Origin of the sequence: Rhodococcus sp. 15-2388-1-1a (genome assembly GCF_002259145.1) — a bacterium.
GTDB lineage: Bacteria > Actinomycetota > Actinomycetes > Mycobacteriales > Mycobacteriaceae > Rhodococcoides.
Genome location: NZ_NPFP01000022.1, coordinates 180,062 through 199,436, shown reverse-complemented (window position 1 = coordinate 199,436; position 19,375 = coordinate 180,062). Strand labels below are relative to the sequence as shown.

Annotated in this window: 19 protein-coding genes; 9 read left to right on the top strand and 10 right to left on the bottom strand. The window is 65.2% G+C overall.

What is annotated here, in order from left to right; genetic code table 11:
- Nucleotides 1-35: 35 nt before the first annotated feature.
- Nucleotides 36-1,388, bottom strand: coding sequence for an MFS transporter (locus CH302_RS15445; RefSeq protein ID WP_037194462.1), 1,353 nt, complete (start codon nt 1,386-1,388; stop codon nt 36-38).
- 203 nt (nt 1,389-1,591) lie between these two features.
- Between CH302_RS15445 and CH302_RS15440 the strand changes: the two genes are divergently transcribed.
- Nucleotides 1,592-2,413, top strand: a complete 822-nt coding sequence (locus CH302_RS15440) for a class I SAM-dependent methyltransferase (protein WP_037194711.1) — start codon at nt 1,592-1,594, stop codon at nt 2,411-2,413.
- 4 nt (nt 2,414-2,417) lie between these two features.
- On the opposite strand, the gene CH302_RS15435 is transcribed toward CH302_RS15440, so the two are convergent.
- Both CH302_RS15435 and CH302_RS15430 read right to left on the bottom strand, forming a co-directional pair.
- Nucleotides 2,418-2,858 carry an SRPBCC family protein gene (locus CH302_RS15435; protein WP_037194463.1) on the bottom strand — a complete coding sequence of 147 codons (441 nt, stop codon included), beginning with the start codon at nt 2,856-2,858 and terminating at the stop codon, nt 2,418-2,420.
- A 25-nt stretch (nt 2,859-2,883) separates the two neighbouring features.
- Nucleotides 2,884-3,351 carry an SRPBCC domain-containing protein gene (locus tag CH302_RS15430; protein ID WP_037194464.1) on the bottom strand — a complete coding sequence of 156 codons (468 nt, stop codon included), beginning with the start codon at nt 3,349-3,351 and terminating at the stop codon, nt 2,884-2,886.
- A 191-nt stretch (nt 3,352-3,542) separates the two neighbouring features.
- On the opposite strand from CH302_RS15430, the gene CH302_RS15425 reads away from it, so the two are divergent.
- Together CH302_RS15425 and CH302_RS15420 are read left to right on the top strand one after the other, a co-directional pair.
- Entirely contained in the window at nt 3,543-5,723 is a 2,181-nt protein-coding gene (locus tag CH302_RS15425; protein ID WP_037194465.1) for a glutamine synthetase III family protein, read from the top strand.
- Between the two features lie 197 nt (nt 5,724-5,920).
- Nucleotides 5,921-6,994, top strand: coding sequence for an alkene reductase (locus CH302_RS15420; RefSeq protein WP_037194467.1), 1,074 nt, complete (start codon nt 5,921-5,923; stop codon nt 6,992-6,994).
- A gap of 93 nt (nt 6,995-7,087) precedes the next feature.
- On the opposite strand, the gene CH302_RS15415 is transcribed toward CH302_RS15420, so the two are convergent.
- Genes CH302_RS15415 through CH302_RS15405 form a run of 3 tightly spaced genes read right to left on the bottom strand, consistent with a single transcriptional unit; the run spans nt 7,088 to nt 10,132 of the window.
- On the bottom strand, nt 7,088-8,593 hold the full coding sequence (locus CH302_RS15415) for a tripartite tricarboxylate transporter permease (protein ID WP_037194468.1): 1,506 nt from the start codon (nt 8,591-8,593) through the stop codon (nt 7,088-7,090).
- Nucleotides 8,594-8,609: 16 nt separating this feature from the next.
- Nucleotides 8,610-9,146 (bottom strand): tripartite tricarboxylate transporter TctB family protein, encoded by a 537-nt coding sequence (locus CH302_RS15410; RefSeq protein ID WP_037194469.1) that lies wholly within the window; start codon nt 9,144-9,146, stop codon nt 8,610-8,612.
- Entirely contained in the window at nt 9,143-10,132 is a 990-nt protein-coding gene (locus CH302_RS15405; protein WP_037194470.1) for a Bug family tripartite tricarboxylate transporter substrate binding protein, read from the bottom strand. The genes CH302_RS15410 and CH302_RS15405 overlap by 4 nt, the downstream gene beginning before the upstream one ends.
- An 80-nt stretch (nt 10,133-10,212) precedes the next feature.
- Here CH302_RS15405 and CH302_RS15400 point away from each other — a divergent pair, with 80 nt between their 5' ends.
- The 3 genes from CH302_RS15400 to CH302_RS15390 all read left to right on the top strand — a co-directional run bounded on the left by CH302_RS15400 (nt 10,213) and on the right by CH302_RS15390 (nt 13,187).
- Nucleotides 10,213-10,647: a universal stress protein gene (locus tag CH302_RS15400; RefSeq protein WP_230596414.1), complete on the top strand. Its 435-nt coding sequence runs from the start codon at nt 10,213-10,215 to the stop codon at nt 10,645-10,647.
- Between the two features lie 120 nt (nt 10,648-10,767).
- Nucleotides 10,768-12,171, top strand: a complete 1,404-nt coding sequence (locus CH302_RS15395; protein WP_037194472.1) for a hemolysin family protein — start codon at nt 10,768-10,770, stop codon at nt 12,169-12,171.
- Nucleotides 12,168-13,187, top strand: coding sequence for a hemolysin family protein (locus tag CH302_RS15390; RefSeq protein WP_037194473.1), 1,020 nt, complete (start codon nt 12,168-12,170; stop codon nt 13,185-13,187). Before CH302_RS15395 ends, CH302_RS15390 begins: the two co-directional genes overlap by 4 nt.
- Nucleotides 13,188-13,529: 342 nt before the next feature.
- Here CH302_RS15390 and CH302_RS15385 read toward each other — a convergent pair whose 3' ends face one another.
- Nucleotides 13,530-14,009 (bottom strand): DUF6764 family protein, encoded by a 480-nt coding sequence (locus tag CH302_RS15385; RefSeq protein WP_037194474.1) that lies wholly within the window; start codon nt 14,007-14,009, stop codon nt 13,530-13,532.
- 209 nt (nt 14,010-14,218) lie between these two features.
- On the opposite strand from CH302_RS15385, the gene CH302_RS15380 reads away from it, so the two are divergent.
- Nucleotides 14,219-14,569, top strand: a complete 351-nt coding sequence (locus tag CH302_RS15380) for a VOC family protein (protein ID WP_037194475.1) — start codon at nt 14,219-14,221, stop codon at nt 14,567-14,569.
- A gap of 10 nt (nt 14,570-14,579) precedes the next feature.
- On the opposite strand, the gene CH302_RS15375 is transcribed toward CH302_RS15380, so the two are convergent.
- A complete protein-coding gene (locus CH302_RS15375) occupies nt 14,580-14,954 on the bottom strand; it encodes a winged helix-turn-helix transcriptional regulator (RefSeq protein WP_037194476.1) in 375 nt (124 codons plus the stop codon).
- Between the two features lie 113 nt (nt 14,955-15,067).
- Between CH302_RS15375 and CH302_RS15370 the strand changes: the two genes are divergently transcribed.
- Nucleotides 15,068-15,922: an SDR family oxidoreductase gene (locus tag CH302_RS15370; RefSeq protein WP_037194477.1), complete on the top strand. Its 855-nt coding sequence runs from the start codon at nt 15,068-15,070 to the stop codon at nt 15,920-15,922.
- 26 nt (nt 15,923-15,948) lie between these two features.
- Nucleotides 15,949-16,566 carry an FKBP-type peptidyl-prolyl cis-trans isomerase gene (locus CH302_RS15365; RefSeq protein ID WP_082323816.1) on the top strand — a complete coding sequence of 206 codons (618 nt, stop codon included), beginning with the start codon at nt 15,949-15,951 and terminating at the stop codon, nt 16,564-16,566.
- A gap of 72 nt (nt 16,567-16,638) precedes the next feature.
- Here CH302_RS15365 and CH302_RS15360 read toward each other — a convergent pair whose 3' ends face one another.
- Nucleotides 16,639-17,268, bottom strand: coding sequence for a lipocalin family protein (locus CH302_RS15360; RefSeq protein WP_037194478.1), 630 nt, complete (start codon nt 17,266-17,268; stop codon nt 16,639-16,641).
- On the bottom strand, nt 17,265-19,265 hold the full coding sequence (locus CH302_RS15355; protein ID WP_052048015.1) for an MMPL family transporter: 2,001 nt from the start codon (nt 19,263-19,265) through the stop codon (nt 17,265-17,267). The genes CH302_RS15360 and CH302_RS15355 overlap by 4 nt, the downstream gene beginning before the upstream one ends.
- Between the last annotated feature and the right edge of the window lie 110 nt (nt 19,266-19,375).

Here is a 19,375-nt window from a genome sequence, read left to right as displayed (position 1 = left end):
GCGGTTCGTCGTTGTTGCGGTTCTTTCGCGGTGGATCAGGCCATGTCGACGTCCTTGGTCTCGATCAACCGCTTGGTGCACACCAGACTGAGTACCGACAGCAGGGCCAGCATGACGCCGATCGAGATGCTGCCGAACGCGGCCGTGAGCGGTGCCGCAAGCATCGGCGGAATCGCGCCACCGAGAACTCCGGCGAGGTTGTAACCCAAACCTGCTCCGGTGTAACGGAATCGAGTCTGGAACAGCTCGGGAAGCAGGGCTCCGGTCGGTCCGTAGGCAACTCCGAAGATGGCGAGCGTGACGCACATGCCTATCACGAATGCTGCGGGTGATCCGGTGTCGAGGACGGGGAACAGTGCGATCGACCACGGTACCGCGATGATGCACGCCCCCATGATCACTCGACGTCGGCCGACACGATCGGAGTAGGTCGCCGAGACTGCGATGGCGACGCCGAAGATGACTGCGGCACCGATTCCGGTGATCAACACGAAGGGGCGGTCGAACCCGAGTGTCTTGGTGCCATAGCTCGTCAGATACGCGGTCCCCATGTAGAAGAAGGCGAACAGCGATGCCAATGCGCCTGCAGCAGTGATGATTTCCCGCTTCTGGATGCGCCAGGCGTCGAAGATCGGCAGTTTCGTCGGTGCCGCGTTCGCCGGTGCCTGCTCCTCGGCGAGCTTGTTGGCCCGAAAGACCGGGGTCTCCTCGATGGCCAACCGCATGTAGAGGCCGATGAGCACCAGAACGGCGCTGAGCAGGAACGGGATTCGCCAACCGTAGTTCAGGAACGTCTCGTTGGTATCGCCGAGCAGCAGTCCCGTCGCGAGGAACGTCGCGCTGGAGAAGATGAAGGCAGCCGACGGTCCCAGCTGGGGGAACATCGCGTAGAAGCCGCGTTTGCCGGGCGGTGCGTATTCGGCCGTGAGCAGGGTTGCGCCGGCCCACTCGCCACCGACCGCGAACCCTTGGCCGAACCTGAGCAGTACCAGGATGATCGGCGCGGCCACGCCGATCGTCTCCGCGCCGGGCAGCAGACCGATGGCGAACGTGGACACCCCCATCAGCAGCAGCGTCGAGATCAGGGTCTTCTTGCGACCGATGCGGTCACCGAAGTGTCCGAACAGGACTGCACCGACGGGCCTGGCGATGAACGCGACCGCGAACGTCGCGAACGAGGCCACAGTGCCTGCGGTGGAGCCGAGTGCCGGAAAGAAAATCGTCGGGAAGACCAGCGCGGCTGCGGTGCCGTAGATGAAGAAGTCGTAGAACTCGATCGTCGTGCCGATGCCACTGGCGACAGCGACCCGTCGAACACTGGTCTTGGTCTGCACCGCAGGTGGCGTCGGTGCGGACACACCCGGGTCGTCGGGTGAGACAGTGGTCATGGTTCCTCCGTTTTGTCGGGTATCGGGCGAATGTGCGATACCGAATGCGAGGAACGGTAGTGATCCGAGTCACCCCACGAATACCCCCGGATGGGGGTGTGGCGGACGCACGGGACCTCAGGCGCACCTCAGGGTTCGCCGGTACCGTCTGACCACAGGGGCGGGACGCTTGTGTCAGCGGTGTGGGAAGCGGAGGTGATCGCGTGTCCATAGACCACAATCGAGACGTGTTCGACAGCGCACGGGTGACCGCTGCGTATGTGGAGTATGCGGGTCCGACCGATGGGTTTCTCGACCGTGGGGAGGCGGCCGCCCTGGTCGCGGCTGCGTCGGTTGCTCGCGGAACGCCGGTACTGGACGTGGGGGTCGGCAGTGGCCGAACCACGGCGTTGCTACGGCTGATCAGCGACCGCTACGTTGCGATCGACTACGCACCCACCATGGTCGACGCCTTTCGTCGGAATTTCCCCGACCTGCAGGCGCACGTGGCCGACGCGCGTGATCTGGCGGACTTCTCCGACGGCGAATTCGGTCTGATCGTGTTCAGCAACAACGGAATCGACACCGTGACCCATGACGAACGAGTTCGGGTACTGAAAGAGTTTCGCCGAGTTCTCGGTGAGGCCGGAATCCTGGTGTTCTCCACTCTCAACCGCAACGGACCGTCGTTCGGGGAGACGCCGTTTCAGTTGAGCAGACCGACCCAACGATTCACGTTCTCACCCCGACGCGTCGTGACGGCCATCGGTAGGCGACTGCTCGATCCCACCGGAGTCGTTCGCAGCGTTGCCAATTGGTGGTCTGCGCGTTCTCGAGTAGTCGATCGAGGAACGTGGGCGGTCGCTCCGCTCGCCGCGCACGACTTCGCTCCGTTCATGCACTTCACCACTGTGGCGGACGTGCGACGACTGGTGACCGATGCCGGGTTCACCATCTCCGAGATCTTCGCCGACGACGGTTCGATCGTGGCACCCGACGTCCAGGCGAGCTCGGCGGACAACTTCACCGTCGTCGCACGTACGTAGGGCGTCAGCTCAGTCGCTCGAGCGCCTCGGTCATCTTCTCCACGGTGTCCGGCGCGACTTTCGCCTCGAAGCCCGCCTTCAGGAACGGGCCGGCCACCTTGGCAGCACCGTTGAACTCGATCTGCGCGTGGTAGTCGATCCGCGTCGATCGGTCACCTTCCGCCGTCAGCGTGATGTCGTCGACGCTGGTGGCCGTTTTGTTCTCGCCTTCGAGCACGATGTGGCCAGGCTCGTCCGTGACCAACGTGTAGGTCAACTCAGTGGTGATACCGAAGAGCTTCGAGACGTTGTGCCACTGCGTTCCGACGGCGACCGGTCCGTCCGAAATCTGGGTGCAGCTCTGGGTTCCGGGATCCCACGACGGCGCATTGGAGAAGTCGCGTAGAAACGCGGCCGCCTTCTCCAGCGGAACAGCGGCGGTGAAGGTGCGGGTGACGTCGACCATGAGAGTTCTTTCCTGCCGTTGAGGTTCAGTCTTCGAGTGGAACGCCGAGATGGTCGGCGAGCCGGCGCATGGTGCCGACGATCTGGTCCTCGGTCACCCGCGGAAACCCGGCCATCTTGCGGAACTCCGGGTCGGTGACGCGCGACCAGTCGTACACCTGCGTGAGCGCTGTCCGGTCGTCGGCGACCTCCTCGAGCTCCCAGGACCACCGCGTGCCACGAGGTTCCATGCCCTGGCGATTGGGAATCCAACCGATGCGTCGATCCTGCTCGAACACGAACAAGGTGTTCTCCATGACGTACTCGCCGATTTCCGGCTGATACATGTCCATCGCGAAGGTATCGCCCACCGCACTCAGCGGCGTCGGGTCGATCGCCCCACGCAGCATTTCCGAGCCGTCGACTGCCGCCTGGACCTCGGGGTTGGCGAGGGCGGTGAACACGGAGGCGGGGGGAGCGTCGATCACGCGCCGAACGGTCAACTCGTCGGTCATGGAACACGCCTTTCAGTTGTTTATGCTGGCTATGGAGTTACCCCCGTCTGCGGGGAAAGAAACTCCGATCGCCGTTTTTGCCTCGCAGTGGACACAACGACGAAACACGACCGCCACGTCGCGTTCGTACAGTCGCCGGGTCGGACTCCGCAAAATCCAGCTGTGGAGCAGCACCTTGTCAAGGGGTAGCCATGAGTGGAAATACCGTACGCCTGCAGGCGATCAAAGACGTCGAGGCGTATGTGCCGCCTGCGGTCAGCTTCGTCGGAGACGAGAAGCCGGGCGAGATCTTCGGTGAGAACGTCTTCAGCAAGGTTGTCATGCAGAAGCGTCTGCCCAAATCGGTCTTCAAGTCCGTGATGGCGACGATCGACAAGGGCAAGAAGCTCGATCCCATGGTCGCCGACGCGGTCGCGTCCGCGATGAAGGACTGGGCTCTCGAGAAGGGTGCGACGCACTACGCGCACGTCTTCTACCCGCTCACCGGACTGACGGCCGAGAAGCACGACAGCTTCTTCGATCCGGTCGGTGACGGCAGCGCGCTCGCCGAATTCGCGGGCAAGACGTTGATCCAGGGCGAGCCCGACGCCTCGAGCTTCCCCAACGGCGGCCTGCGCAACACGTTCGAGGCGCGCGGATACACCGGTTGGGACGTCACCAGCCCGGCGTACGTGCTCGAGAACCCGAACGGCAACACCCTGTGCATCCCGACGGTGTTCGTCTCGATGACCGGTGAGGCCCTCGACCACAAGACGCCGTTGTTGCGTTCGCAGCAGGCGATGGGCGGACATGCCGAGCGCATCCTGAAGTTGTTCGGGCACGAGAACATCGAGAACATCGTCTCGTTCTGTGGTCCGGAGCAGGAGTACTTCCTCGTCGACCGACACTTCTTCCTTGCCCGTCCCGACCTGCTCAACGCCGGTCGCACCCTGTTCGGCTCGAAGCCGCCCAAGGGTCAGGAATTCGACGACCACTACTTCGGAGCCATCCCCGAGCGTGTCCTCGGCTTCATGATGGACACCGAACGCGAGCTGTTCAAGCTCGGCATCCCGGCCAAGACCCGGCACAACGAGGTCGCACCAGGACAGTTCGAGATCGCCCCGATGTTCGAGCGCGGAAACATCGCAGCCGATCACCAGCAACTGTTGATGACGACGTTCAAGACCATCGCCAAGAAGCACGGCATGGAGTGCCTGTTCCACGAGAAGCCCTTCGAGGGTGTCAACGGCTCCGGCAAGCACGTCAACTTCTCCCTCGGTAACTCCGACCTGGGATCGCTACTGGTTCCCGGCGACAACCCACACGACAACGCGCAGTTCCTCGTCTTCTGTGCCGCCGTCATCCGCGCGGTGCACAAGTACGGCGGTCTGCTGCGCGCCTCGGTGGCGTCGGCGACCAACGATCACCGCCTCGGTGCCAACGAGGCTCCGCCCGCGATCATCTCGATCTTCCTCGGCGACCAGCTCGCCGACGTGTTCGACCAGATCGCCAAGGGTGCGGCCACGTCGTCGAAGGGCAAGGGCACCATGATGATCGGTGCCGACACCCTGCCCGTGCTGCCGACCGACCCCGGCGACCGCAACCGAACCAGCCCGTTCGCCTTCACCGGCAACAGGTTCGAATTCCGCGCCCCCGGTTCGATGCAGACGGTCAACGGCCCGATGGTCACGATCAACACGATCATGGCCGAGGCTCTCGACTACATGGCGACCAACCTCGAAGCGGCCGTCGCCGAGGGCACCGATTTCGATACCGCCGTGCAGAACCTGCTGACGGAGATCATCACCGAACACGGTGCAGTGGTGTTCAACGGTGATGGTTACTCCGACAACTGGCAGATCGAGGCCGAGGCACGCGGCCTACCGAACCTGCGTACGACGCTCGACGCATTGCCCGAGCTGATCTCGGATTCGGCTATGGAACTGTTCGAGAAGTACAAGGTCTTCAACCACCGAGAGATGCACTCCCGCTACGAGATCGGGCTCGAGCAGTACGCGCTGACCGTGTTCGTCGAGGCGCGTCTGACGCTGGAGATGGGTCAGACGTCCATCCTGCCCGCTGCGGTGCGCTACCAGACCGAGTTGGCGCAGAACGTCAGTGCGCTCAAGGGCGCAGGCGTCGACGACGTGGACATGACTGCGCTGCAGGCGGTGTCGGCTCCACTGTCGGAGCTGCGCGCAGCGTTGGCGACGCTGAAGGCCGCTCTCGAAGCCGACCCCGGCGGCGAGGCCCTCGCGGAGGCCACCCACGCCAAGGACGAGCTGCTGCCTGCTATGGCCGCCGTTCGTTCCGCAGCGGACACCCTGGAAGCAATGGTGGCGGACGATCTCTGGCCGCTGCCGACGTATCAGGAGATGCTCTACATCCTCTGAGTGCCTTCGGCAGGAGTGGAGCCTGCAGAACGACCAGATAGGGCAGTGGTGTGGATAGGTGCCTCAGGCGGCACTTATCCACACCACTGTTGTTTTCGGCGTGAGCAATATCTCGAGGCGGAATAGCTCGGTGGATCTTTCGGGTTCGGAGTGGACAGTGGCAAAGACTGTGCACGCACCCGTGAGGAGAGAGATCCATGAAGTTGTTTTCCCCGTTGGAGCTCGGTGACCTGAAGCTCGACAACCGTTTGGTGATGGCCCCGCTCACGCGGGTTCGGTCCGGTCAGGACGGCGTGCCGGGCCCACTGGTGGTCGAGCACTACAAGCAGCGCGCGTCCCTCGGCCTGATCGTCAGCGAGGGCACCTACCCGAGCCATGCAGGCCAGGGCTTCCCCGGTCAGCCCGGTCTGGTCACGGACGAGCAGATCGAGGGTTGGCGCAACGTCGCCGACGCGGTGCATGCCGACGGCGGACTTATCGTCGCGCAGGTCATGCACGCGGGTCGGGTCACGCACGAGGCGACGACGGGTGGCCGTGAGGTCGTCGGACCCAGTGCGATTGCCATCGACGGCGAGACCCACACGTACGAGGGCAAGAAGGCGTACCCCACCCCGCGCGCGTTGCGTGAGGACGAGTTGCCGTCGGTGATCGAGGACTTCGTGCAGGCGTCGAAGAACGCGATCGCGGCCGGAATGGACGGCGTCGAGATTCACGGTGCCAACGGATACCTGTTGCACGAGTTCCTCTCGCCGGCATCGAACCAGCGCGACGACAAGTACGGCGGCTCGCCCGAGAATCGGGCGCGCTTCGTCGCCGAGGTCGTCGAGGCAGTGGTCGCAGCCCTGGGCGCAGGCAAAGTGGGCATTCGAATCTCACCGGCGCACAACATTCAGGATGCGCTGGAGACGGATTCCGACGACGTGCGTGCCACCTACCGCGCGTTGGTCGACCGAATCGCACCGTTGGGGCTGGCGTATCTGAGCGTGTTGCACAAGGATCCGGCCGGCGAGCTGGTTCAGGATCTGCGGCAGGCCTTCGGTGGTGCCGTACTGGTCAACAGTGGATTCGGTGAGATCACCAACCGCGACGAGGCGCTGTCGCTGCTCGACAACGGCATCGGTGACGCCATCGTCGTCGGCCGTCCGGCGATCGCCAACCCCGATCTTGCCTACCGCTGGCGCGAGGATCTGCCCCCGAACGAGCCGGATCCGAGCACTTTCTACACCGATGGTGCCAAGGGCTACACGGATTACCCGGCGTTGCAGCACTAGCAGTAGGCGACGTCTACCGGCCAGATATTCAGATGCCCACCGTCACAGGTGGGCATCTGAACAACCTGTGGGTTAACGGTTGTGAAGACAGCTCTAGAAGTCTGCGGTCTTGCGGGCGCGGACCTTGCTGACGATCGAGAACACCACGGCGATGATCATCAATGCGTACAGCACGATGGTGATGCCGCTGCTGACGAGGATCGACGGGTCGCCCTCGCTGACGGCCAGTGCGCGTCGCAGTGATTCCTCGGCCAGTGGGCCGAGAATCACTGCGATCAACACCGGTGCCAACGGAATGTCGTAGCGGCGCATCATGAATCCGACGATGCCGAGCCCGAGCATGAAGATCAGATCCACGATCGAGGCGCTCGACGCATACACGCCGAGGGCGGCGAACACCGAGATGCCGGCGTAGAGATAGTTCTTCGGGATCTTTAGCAGCTGCGCCCACAACGGTGCGAACGGCAGGTTGAGGATCAGCAGCACGATCATCGCCACGAACAGGCTGGCCAGCAGGGCCCACACGATGTCGCCGCTGCGCTCGAACAACAGTGGTCCGGGCTGCATGCCGTATTGCTGGAAGGCAGCCAACATGATGGCCGCCGTCGCCGACGTCGGCAGACCCAGAGCCAGTAGCGCTCCCATTGCTGTTCCGGCCGTTGAGTTTCCGGCGGCCTCGGGACCCGCGACGCCTCGAATGGCACCCTTGCCGAACATCGGCTTCTCGCGCTTGCGATCGAGCCTGCGCTCGGTGCCGTAGGCGAGGAAGCTGGGTACCTCGGCGCCGCCCGCGGGGATCACACCGAACGGCACACCGAATGCCGTGCCGCGCAACCAGGCCGGCATGGCATCGCGGAACTCGGCCTTGCTCAGCCACGGTCGTCCCTGTGACTTGATCAGACTCCGATCTTCGGGCCGACCGATCTTCGATGCGATGTGGATGACCTCACCGAGCGCGAGCATCGCCACGGTGATGACGACGATGTGAATGCCGTCGAACAGGGCCGGTACCTCGAAGGTGAATCGTGAAGCGCCCGAGGGGCCGTCGATGCCGATCACGGCCAGGGTGAGGCCGATGAGCAGTGCGGTCAGGCCCTTGAGCGCCGAGTCCGAGACCACGGCCGAGGTGGCGATGAACGCGAACACCGCGAGGGCGAGATACTCGGCGGGACCGAAGTTGGTCGCCAACGCCGCCAGCGTGGGAGCGAAGAACACCACCAGCGTCGTGGCGACGATGCCGCCGATGAACGCTCCGATGGCCGAGGTGGCCAAAGCCTGTGGGGCCCGGCCGTTCTTGGCCATCCGGTGACCCTCGAACGTCCCGGCGATCGCGGTGCTGTTGCCGGGGGTGTTCATCAGGATGCCGGAGATCGAATCGCCGAACAGGCCACCGAAATACACTCCGGCGAACATGATCAGCGCCGCGGTGGGGTCGAGGGTGAAGGTGACGGGCAGTAGCAGGGCCACCGCCATGGCAGAGCCGAGACCGGGCAGGACGCCGACGGCAGTACCGAGCAGCGCGCCGACGAACACCCAGACCAGGTTCATCGGTGTCAGCGCGGTGCCGAACCCGTCGATCAGATTGCTCAATGAATCCATCGTGAAGTCAGCTCCGTCAGAAGATCTGGGCGAGAACGCCGCCGGGCAGGGTCAGGCCGAGGCCCGCGGAGAATGCAATCTGAACCGCGCTCGAGACCAGCAGCGCGACGGCTGCGTCGAACACGTAGCGGCGGCCGCCCAATCCGACCGAGACACCCCAGAACAGCAGCGCTCCGGCAAGTACCCAGCCGAGCGGGTCGAGGAGCGCGATGAACAGGGCCACCGATCCGACGGTGATCGACAGTGTGCGCCAGTTGCTGACGGTGCCGGTGTGCGGCACGCCGTCGCCGTCGACACCGCGGTCGACGGCGTCGGGCTTGATCAACAGTTGAATGGTGACCAGTAGGGCGACGATGAAGCAGCCGCCTGCAACGATGGCCGGAAAGACCTGCGGGCCAGGTGATGTGGCGGTGGGTGGAACCTGCATCGTGACGGTTCCGTAGACCAGGAAGGCTCCGAGTGCGACGAGCAGCGCCGGAACGATCAATCCGCTACGGCCCGTCCAGAACGATCGGGACGTACCGGTGTCCGTGTCGGTGGTCGTTGTTGTCATACCAGCCCCAACTCCTCGAGAATTCCGGTGATGCGTGTCTGCTCGACGTCGAGGAATTCTCCGAATTCGTCTCCGGTCAGAACCGATTCCTTCCAGCGGTTGCGCTCGACGGCCGTCGCCCATTGCTCGGTCTCGACCATCTCGGTGACGATATCGACGAGCGTCTGTCGGTCCTCGTCCGAGATCCCCGGGGGCGCAACGATTCCGCGCCAGTTGACGAGGTCGACGTTGTAGCCCTGTTCGATGAACGTGTCCACGTCGAATCCCTCGAGCGGCTCGGGCGCGGCCACCGCGAGTGCACGCACGTTGCCCGCCTCGATCTGGTCGCGGAAGTCGTTGAACCCACTGACCGCGACGCCGACGGTGTTCGACAGCAGCGACGTCAGTACCTCGCCGCCGCCGGAGTAGGCGATGTAATTGATTGCGGCCGGGTCGATGTCGGCTTCCTGTGCCAACTGGCCGGCCACGATGTGGTCGATGCCGCCGAGTGAACCGCCGCCGATCGGGAGGCCTCCGGGGTTGGCGCGCCAGGCCTCGATCATGTCCTCGAGGTTCTGGATCGGCGAGTCCTTCGGGACGACGAACACTTCGAAGTCCTCGGCGAGTTTGGCGATCGGGACGGTGTCGGCAAGGGTGGTCTCGGAGTTGTTGATCGCGATACCGCCGAGCATGACGGTGCCGGTGATCATGACGGTGGTGGGCTGCCCGCTGAGGTTCTCGAGTTGGCTCAGGCCGATGGTGCCGCCTGCACCGGGAACGTTGACGACCTGGGCGTTGTTGACGATGCCGTCGCTGCGCAGCGCCTGCTGCGATTCACGGGCGACGAGATCCCAGCCGCCGCCCGCAGCAGCAGGTGCGATCAGTGTCAGTTTGGCTCGGGCGTCGGAGCCGCTGGCACTGCGAGCGGCATCGATTCCGGCGACGGTGACTGCTCCCACCACCACCAGGGCTCCGGCCGTTCGTAGCAGTGTGGGCGATATCGCCATCAGAGACCTTTCGTGTGGTGTGTCACAGCGTCAGGTTAGATACAGTTTGTCTGATTAGTCCAGTTCACAACTCTCCGAGGGTGATCCTCGGTGGATACGAGCAACGAGCAACGGGAGAGAACGTGTCGGTAGCGAGCGCAGTGGCAGTAGCGATGAGCAACACACCGGAGGGTCAGGAAGCGTTGCGCCGCGGTGCCGCCGAGGCCGAGCTGCGTCAGGCCCCGTTGATCGTGTTGTCCGTGGTGGACCGAGATTCGGTGTCCGCGGACGATCGCAATTCGGCGCAGGCAGAGGTCGAGCGAACACTGCCGGGGATCGCGACCACCGTGCGCGTCGAACCCGACGGCGGCGACCCGGCCGGCGCTCTGGTCGACCTCGTCGCAGACGTCGGTGCGGGCATGGTCGTGATCGGCTCCAAGCGTCGTTCCGCGGTGGGCAAGTTCCTGATGGGCAGCACCGTGCAGCGGGTGCTCCTGGACTGCCCGGTTCCCGTACTCGTCGTGAAGGCGCCGTGACCCGGTAGTATCGGACAAACTTCACCCCATACGACCCCGAGGAATCATGGACAGCGATAAACCCGGGCCGGACACGGCCCCCCGCACCACGGCTACTACGTGCGAGGCGGTGTCCGGCGAATGAGCGTTCTGCTCACTCTTCTGCTCGGCCTGCTCGTCGTTTTCCTCATCACCGTCGCGACCGGCTACTTCGTAGCCCAGGAATTCGCGTACATGACCGTCGACCGGTCCCGGCTCAAAGCTCGCGCCGAGGCCGGTGACGCCGTCGCAGCTCGTACGTTGACCGTCACCAAACGCACGTCGTTCATGCTGTCCGGTGCTCAGCTGGGCATCACGGTCACCGGACTGCTGGTCGGCTACGTCGCCGAACCTCTGATCGGTCAGTCTTTCGGCGCGATACTGGGCGGCGTCGGAGTTCCGACGGCCGTCGGTGTCGGCCTGGGTGCCGTTCTGGCGATCACGTTCGCGACGTTCGTGCAGATGCTCTTCGGTGAACTGTTCCCGAAGAACTTCGCCATCGCCCGCCCCGAGCCGGTGGCTCGATGGCTCTCGCTGTCGACGACCATCTACCTCAAGCTCTTCGGGTGGTTGATCACCATTTTCGACCAGTCGTCGAACCTGCTGCTCAAGGCGCTCAAGATCGAGCCGGTGCACGACGTGGAGCATTCGGCCAGTCTGCGCGACCTCGAGCACATCGTCTCGGACTCGCGTGAGACCGGCGATCTGCCCGACGAGCTGTCGACGCTGCTCGACCGCATCCTCGACTTCCCCACTCGCACAGTCGAACACGCGATGATCCCGCGCTCTCGTTCGGCCACGGTCCGAGACACCGACACCCTCGCCGAGGTCGCGGCCCTGATGGGTCAGGAGCATTCTCGCTACCCGGTGCTCGACGAGGACGACGGCATCGTCGGCGTCGTGCATCTCGCGGACGTCCTGTCCGCGACGGTGCCGGGTTCCACGCCGATCTCCGAGCTCACGCGTGACGCGCTGATCCTTCCGGAGATCCAGAGCCTGCCCGACGCGATGCGCGAGTTGCGTTCGACGAAGAACCAATTGGCTTGTGTCATCGACGAATACGGCGGTCTGACCGGCGTCATCACGATCGAGGACCTGGCCGAGGAGCTGGTCGGCGAGATCACCGACGAGCACGACGACGACCTGTCCGACCCGAGCCCTGTCAGTGCCGACGACGGCAGCTGGACCATGGCCGGTGAGGTGCACGTCGACGAGGTCGAACGCGCCATCGGTATCGATCTGCCCGAGGGCGATTACGAGACCATCGCCGGTTTTGCCATCGCGCACAACGGATCTCTCCCCGACGTCGGGGAACGGATCGAAGTGGACCTACCACCGGACAACGCCGATCTGGCGAACGACGAGGAGAGTCCCGTTCGCTTCGTGATCCTCGAGATCGAGGAGATCGACAGCCACGTCCCGTCCCTGCTGACTCTGACGCTCGGCGAGCGTGACCCCGAGCACGACGACGAGTCGGCCGAGACGAAGGAAAGTGTGCACCGATGAGCAACATCTGGGTCTTCCTGGCCGTCACGATCGGCCTCATCGCTGCCAGTGCGTTCTTCGTGGCCGTCGAGTTCGCGCTGTTGGCCGCCAAGCGGCATCGGCTCGAAGACGCGGCTCCCAATTCGCGCTCTGCGCGTGCCGCGCTGCGCAGCTCGTCCGAGCTGACCGTCCTGCTCGCCGGCTCGCAACTCGGCATCACGGTCTGCACCCTCGGTCTCGGCGCAACGACGAAGCCGGCCGTGCACTACTGGCTCACTCCGCTGTTCGAGAGCGGCGGCCTGCCGTACTGGTTCGCCGACGTTCTCGGCTTCGTGCTCGCGCTGATCGTCGTCACCTTCCTGCACCTGGTGGTCGGTGAGATGGCTCCGAAGTCCTGGGCCATCGCCCATCCGGAGAAGTCGGCGACGATGCTTGCAATCCCGATGCGCGGGTTCATGTTTCTCACCCGTCCGGTTCTGACGGCACTGAACAACATGGCGAACTGGTGCCTGCGGCGGGTCGGCGTCGAGCCGGCCGACACCGTGGGTACCGGCCAGAACGCCGACGATCTACGTCAGCTGGTGGAGCATTCGGTGAACGTCGGTGCTCTCGACGCCAGCTACCAGGCGCAGATCTCGAGTGCGCTCGAACTGCAGGAACTGACCGTCGGCGACCTGGTGCGCCAGTTCGGCAAGCCCACGTCGGTACCGTCGACGGCCACCATCGACGACGTGCGCGAAGCCTCGCGTCGCTCGGGGCATCTGCGGATCCTGGTCAGCGACGCCGACGTGGTCAAGGGAGTGGTGCACGTGCGCGATACGTTGACCGCTCCGCAGACTCTCGCCGAGATCACGCGTCCGGCATACACGCTCGAGGCGACGACGCCGGTATACGTTGCCCTGCAGTCGATGCGCGAGACCCGGCATCATCTGGCCCTGGTGGTCGACGGTTCGGCGGCGGCGGACGATCCGGCGCGCAGCGTCGGCGTCGTGACTCTGTCCGATGTGCTGACCCGACTGTTGCCCCAACCGGTCTGATTCGATTCCGGTTTCGAACGAGGCATCCCCGCCCGGCCTGCGTGGCCGAGCGGGGATGCCTTTGTCGTGTCCGGCCTCAGAACTCAGACCGGGGCGACAACCAGCAGGTGCGCCCAGTACGACGCGACGTCGTGGCCGAGTTGGGGGAGCAGAACGTCGTAGAGCAGGTAGGACATCATTGCCGTCGAACTCCTTGTTCAGCGGGTCGTTGCCGGCCCGCGTTCCGAGACTGTGGGTGACCGAGACTGTAGGTCATTGAGACTGTAGATCACGCGGCCTTCGGTGACACCCATATCGCCCACTCGGCGCACTCCGTTGCGCGGAGCCCCCCCGTAGCGCGCGTCAGCCGATGCAGCCCTGCAGAGTGGTGAAGCTGCCGGCAATTCCGGCACCGTCGCACACCGCGCCGGTCGGGGTGAGGGTGATGGTGGAGCCCGGTGCTGCCACCGCGATGGAGAGCCCGAGGCCGGCTGCGGTGTTCTGCGCGACGGCACCGGGGCCGAAGGCGATCGCTGCAGGCGCACCACCGAAACTGCCGTTGCTGACTGCAGTTCCACCGTTCAGTCCGAGGGCCAGGGCGGCTGCGTTGTTCATCGCCTCGGCCGAACCCCACCCCTCGAGGCCGAGGCCGGCCGCAGCACTTGCGACGTCCGCGGAGCTGTCGCACTGCGATCCTCCGACGAGCGCAGCGACGTCGGCCCCTCCGGGTGCGGTGGTACACGCGACCGGTGCTGCGGATGCGGTGCCGGGTACCAGTGCTGCGAACGCGCAGGCGAATCCGAATGCTGCCGCTCCGCCGACAATCCTCTTGGTGTGGAACATGGTGAATGCCTCCCCAGATCAGTGCGTCGGCACCGGTGTGCCGAGCGTGTCGGTCACCGGGCCGAGGTTGCGGACGGCCCGCACGTCCTGGCTTCGAGTCTCGACCTGCCCGGGCGCGGCGCGGGTTCATCGGGATCTCGAAAGCGTCTCGGTAAAGTAACGCTGAGATAACGCAACCGGGTGCTGTTCTCGGTCCCTACGATGAGGCCATGATCGGACGCATCGACGAGGTCGTTTTCGACTGCCGAGAGCCGGCGGTGCTGGCGCGATTCTGGGCCGGGGTGCTCGGCGGAGAGCCGACGGTGCGCGACGAGTCGTGGCATTTCGTCGACGTCCCCGGGTTCACTCGGTTGGCATTTCAGCGAGTCCCGGAGGGCAAGGCCGGCAAGAACCGGCTCCATCTCGACGTCGATGTATCGGATATCGACCGTGCCGTCGGGCAGGCTGTGGCACTGGGCGCGAGGGTGCTCGGCGACCGACACTCCGACGCAGCGGGAACCTTTCAGGTGCTCCTCGACCCCGAAGGCAACGAGTGGTGCCTGGTGACGCCTCCCGCGTGAGCCCGGCCGATCAGCGGGCGTCGTGTTCGGCGCGTGATTCGAGAACGGCAGGCATGTTGCCCTCGATGAGTTCGATGAGACCGCTCAATCGGGTGCCGACGTCGCGGCCCAGCGGAGTGAGGCTGTACTCCACCTTCGGTGGGATGGTCCCCTGCACGGTGCGCACCACGAGCCCGTCCCGCTCGAGGGTCTGCAGGGTCTGCGAGAGCATGCGCTCGCTGACGCCGTCGACTCGTCGGCGTAACGCATTGAATCGGTAGTCGCCCTCGGTGAGGGCGGCGAGCGCGAGCACACCCCACCTGCTGGTGGCGTTCTGCAATGTCTGCCTCGACGCACAGTCACGCGCGAAGACGGATGCTTCGAGTGATTCCGTGGGCTCTGGCATATCGCCATGCTAGCGCATGCGAAAGAGTGAGTGATGACGTGAGGGGTTGCACTGTACGAAAAGTAAGTGCATAGTGAGTGGGTACTTGAAACCTCAACCTCAGGAGTTCGATCATGACCACAGCGGTAACCGGAGCAACGGGCAACCTCGGCGGACTCGTCGTCGACGCACTCATCGAGCGTGGCGTCGCACCCGCCGACATCGTGGCGGTCGTCCGAAACGCAGACAAGGCCTCGTCGCTGGCCGAACGGGGCGTCGTGGTTCGGGTCGCCGACTACTCCGATTCCGCCGCGATGACGGCGGCTCTCGCGGGCGTCGACAAGCTGCTGCTCGTCTCGGGCTCGGAGGTAGGCCAGCGAATTGCGCAGCACATCAACGTGATCGAGGCAGCGGAGGCCGCCGGAGTGGGCCTCATCGCCTACACCAGCCTGCTCGCCGCCGACACGTCGGGAGTGAGCCTCGCGCCCGAGCACAAGGCCACCGAGGAACGCCTCGCCGCGTCCGACATTCCGGCGGTATTTCTCCGCAACGGCTGGTACTGGGAGAACTACCTCGGCTCGCTCGCACAGACCATCGAGGGCGGGGTGCTCCTCGGCGCGGCAGGCAACGGCAAGCTCGCCGCCGCGTCTCGCGTCGACTTCGCCGCCGCGGCCGCAGCCGTACTGACACTCGACGATCAAGGTGGAAAGATCTACGAGCTCGGCGGCGACGAACGCCTCACCTACGCCGAGCTTGCGGCCGTCATCGGCGAGCTCTCCGGCAAGTCGATCGTCTACAAGGACGTCACCGAGTCCGAGTACGCCGCAATTCTTCAGGGCGCGGGACTGCCCGACTTCGTGGCAACCATGTTGGCCAGCGCGGACGCAGGAATCGCTCGCGGCGAGCTGGATACCGATTCCGGAGACCTGCAGACCCTGATCGGTCGTGCATCCACCCCGGTCGCAGACGTACTCCGCGCCGCTGTGTGACGGGCACCGGGGGCGGTACTTGTAGCGTGGGCGCGGTGAATCACTCCTACACCCGCACCGTGTTCCTGGCCGCCTCCGTCTCGCTCGCCCTGCTGACGGGTGCGTGCAGCTCGGACTCCGACACCTCGTCCGCGGCGACCTCCACCTCCTCGGCGTCGTCCGCCGCCGGTGCCGCGGCCGCCTCGAGCACCTGCCCCACGGCGACACCCGACGCCGCAGCCACCCCCGGATGGACGCTGGCCGGGGACTCCGGCAGCATCGCCGTCGTCGGATCGACCGACACGGCCGCGCCCGCGGTCACCGTCGAGACGCCGTTCACCGTCGCCGAGACGCAGGTCGAAACTCTGACGGCGGGGGACGGGCCGGTCATCGCAGCCGACGCCGAGGTGTCCGTCTGCTACATGGGCGTCAACGGACGCACCGGCGAAACGTTCGACAGCAGCTTCGAGCGGGGCGCGCCGGTCGAATTCCCACTCGACGGAGTCGTCGCCGGCTTCCAGAAGGCCATCGCCGGACAGACCGTCGGCTCGACCGTCGCCGTGGCGGTCACCTCGGCCGACGGCTATGCGAGCGGCAATCCGGCAGCTGGAATCGAGCCGGGCGACAGCTTGATCTTCGCGATCTCGATCCTGTCCGCGAGCTGAGTGCGGTCCGCGCAGTGGCGCGGTTGAGTCCCCCCTGGGGCACTCAACCGCGCCACTGCGGCTCCGCCGCAGTTACACCGTCGAGAGCTGCTGAATCGTCGTCGCGCCGCCCGGGGTGGGCGTCGTGGTGATGAAGTTCGAGTCGTAACCCAGCGATTCGACGACGCTGCGGATCTCACGGAACTGCTCGACGCTGACGTCGGGCGTGCGCTTGAGCACAAATCCGGACGTGCGGGTGGGGCTTCCGACGAACGCCCACGAGTAGTCGTCGGCGATGTAGGCCACGATGTAGTTGGTCGGCCCCTCCTGGCTCTCCTGTGTGGGGACGCCCGGGAAGCTCACGTGCAGTTGGGCATTGGTGACGGTGTCGTTGACTCGTGCGTTGCCGACGATGCGGTTCTCCTGGCCCGTCCAGGTGGTGCAGGTGTTCTCGACGCGAATGTTGGACGCGTCGATCATCTGGTAGTTCGCCTGGGTGTCACGGGCGCAGATCAGGTTGAACGGCTGCGGTACCGCGGCAACCTGGTTCCAGGTGCCCAGGTAACGCTCGACATCGAGCGACGGGATCGGAGCCAGTGGCTCGAGGCCGACCGATCCCAGCGGTCCGACCGGCTGGGCCTGAGCCGGGGCCGCGGTCAGCAGTGCACCCGCGGCGAGGGCACCGACGAGTGCGGTGCGGCCGAATGCGTTGCGGATCTTCATGTGTTCGCTCCTTGAGTTGCGGTTGTGTTCGTGCTCGAGTCGATCCTGTTCGGCCACCAGATCCCCGGGCCGATGAGGGTGAACAGGGCGGGAATCACCACGGTGCGTACCACGAAGGTATCGAGCAGAATGCCGAGTCCGACGATGATGCCGAGTTGGGTCAGGGTGATCAGCGGTAGGACGCCGAGCACGCAGAAGACTGCTGCCAGAACGATTCCGGCGCTCGTGATGACACCTCCGGTAGCCGAGACCGCCCGCACGATGGCAGACCTGGTGCCGTGCCGAGGCGTCTCCTCGCGGGTGCGAGTGACCAGGAAGATGGTGTAGTCCACTCCGAGCGCGACCAGGAACAGGAACGCGAACAGCGGAGTGTTGTCGTCGAGGGCGGGGAATCCGAAGACGTGCAGGCTCACCCAGCTGCCGACTCCGATGGCGGCCACGGCGCTCAATACCGTTGTGGCAACCAGGATCACGGGTGCAACGAGGGCGCGCAGCAGTACCAGGAGCACGGCGAGCACGACCGCAAGGATCGCGGGAATGACCACGAGGCGATCGCGGGCCGCTGCGTCGCTGGTGTCGAGTGCTTTGGCGTCGCTGCCGCCCACCAATGCACGGTCCACACCGGTGAGTGCGGCGCGGAGATCGCCGACGACGGCGAACGACTCGTCGGATGCGGGGGCCGCATCGGTGACGACCGAGAGCCGGGTGAGTCCGGTGTCGGAATCCGCGACGCGATCGACCGAGACGACGCCGTCGATGCCCTCGGCGGTGCTGATGACTCCGTCGATGTCTGCGGTGGGAGCGAGGACCGTCATCGGATCGGCTGATCCGGCCGGGAAGTGCTGGGAGAGAGTGTCGAAGCCTTCGACGGATTCGGCGGTGACGCGGAACTGCTCGGTTTGCGAGAGTCCGATCTGAGTCCCGAACAATGCGCCGCAGCAGGCCAGTAGCGCAACGATCGTGACCGAGGCGGTGGCGACGGGGCGTCGGGCAACGCCTGCGGCGATCGAGTGCCAGACGCCTTCCGTGGTGGTGTCCCGGTCCGATTCCTTGGGAACGAAGGGCCAGAACAGCTTCGGACCGCACAGTTTCAGCAGGGGCGGCAGTACGAACAGCACGAACACTGCTGCGACGACGAGGCCGGCCGCGGCCAGCGCCCCCAGGCTGCGGGTGCTCGGCAGCATCGCGAGGAGCAAGGTCAGCAGTGCCAGCACGACGGTTGCGTTGCTGGCGAGGATGGCGGGCCCGGCCTGGCGAACAGCGCGGTGCAGGGCGAGGCGATGATCGGGCTCGCGACGCAGCTCCTCGCGGTATCGAGAGATGAGCAGCAGTGCGTAGTTCGTGCCTGCGCCGAACACCAGCACACTGGTGATTCCGGAGGTCGAACCGTCGAAGGAGAGGCCGGTGGCCTGGGCGAGCACGGTGCCGACGGTGGTGGCGAATCGGTCGGCGAAACCGATGACGGCCAACGGCACCAGCCAGAGGATGGGCGATCGATAGGTGACGATGAGGAGGACGGCCACCACGAGTGCGGTGACGGCGAGAAGTGTGAAGTTGGCACCGGAGAACGAGTTCGCGATGTCGGCACCGAAGGCGGGTCCGCCGGTGACCTGAGCATCGAGATCGGGTGACAGGCCGTCGCTCGCAGCGGACCGCAGTTCGGTGATCAGTTCGTTGAGCGTGAAGCCCGACAACTCGGAATCGACCTGGACCAGCGCAATCGCCGCTTTGCCGTCGGGTGCGACGATCGGGGGCGGGCCGGGCTCGTCCGGCACCGAGCGATCGACGGCGAGGAGCCTGCTCTGCGCGGCAGCTGCGCTCTCGATGTCGGTCGGTGTCAGGTCGCCGCCATCGGCGCGGCTCAGAACCAGGATCACGGGTGCGGTGTCGGAGTCCGAGAACTGGGAGAGCAGCTCGTCCACCTGGTAGGACTCGGCCGACGTCGGCAACGAGTTCGGCGATTGGTCGGCGGAATCGTTGCTGCCGACCAATCCCATCACGGCGACCGCGAGGATGACGATCGCTGCCGCCAAGGCACCGGATCTACGCCCGGTGGCTGCGTCCGCGACACGGTCCCAGACGGTCTTGTTCTCGGTTCGAGTGCTGT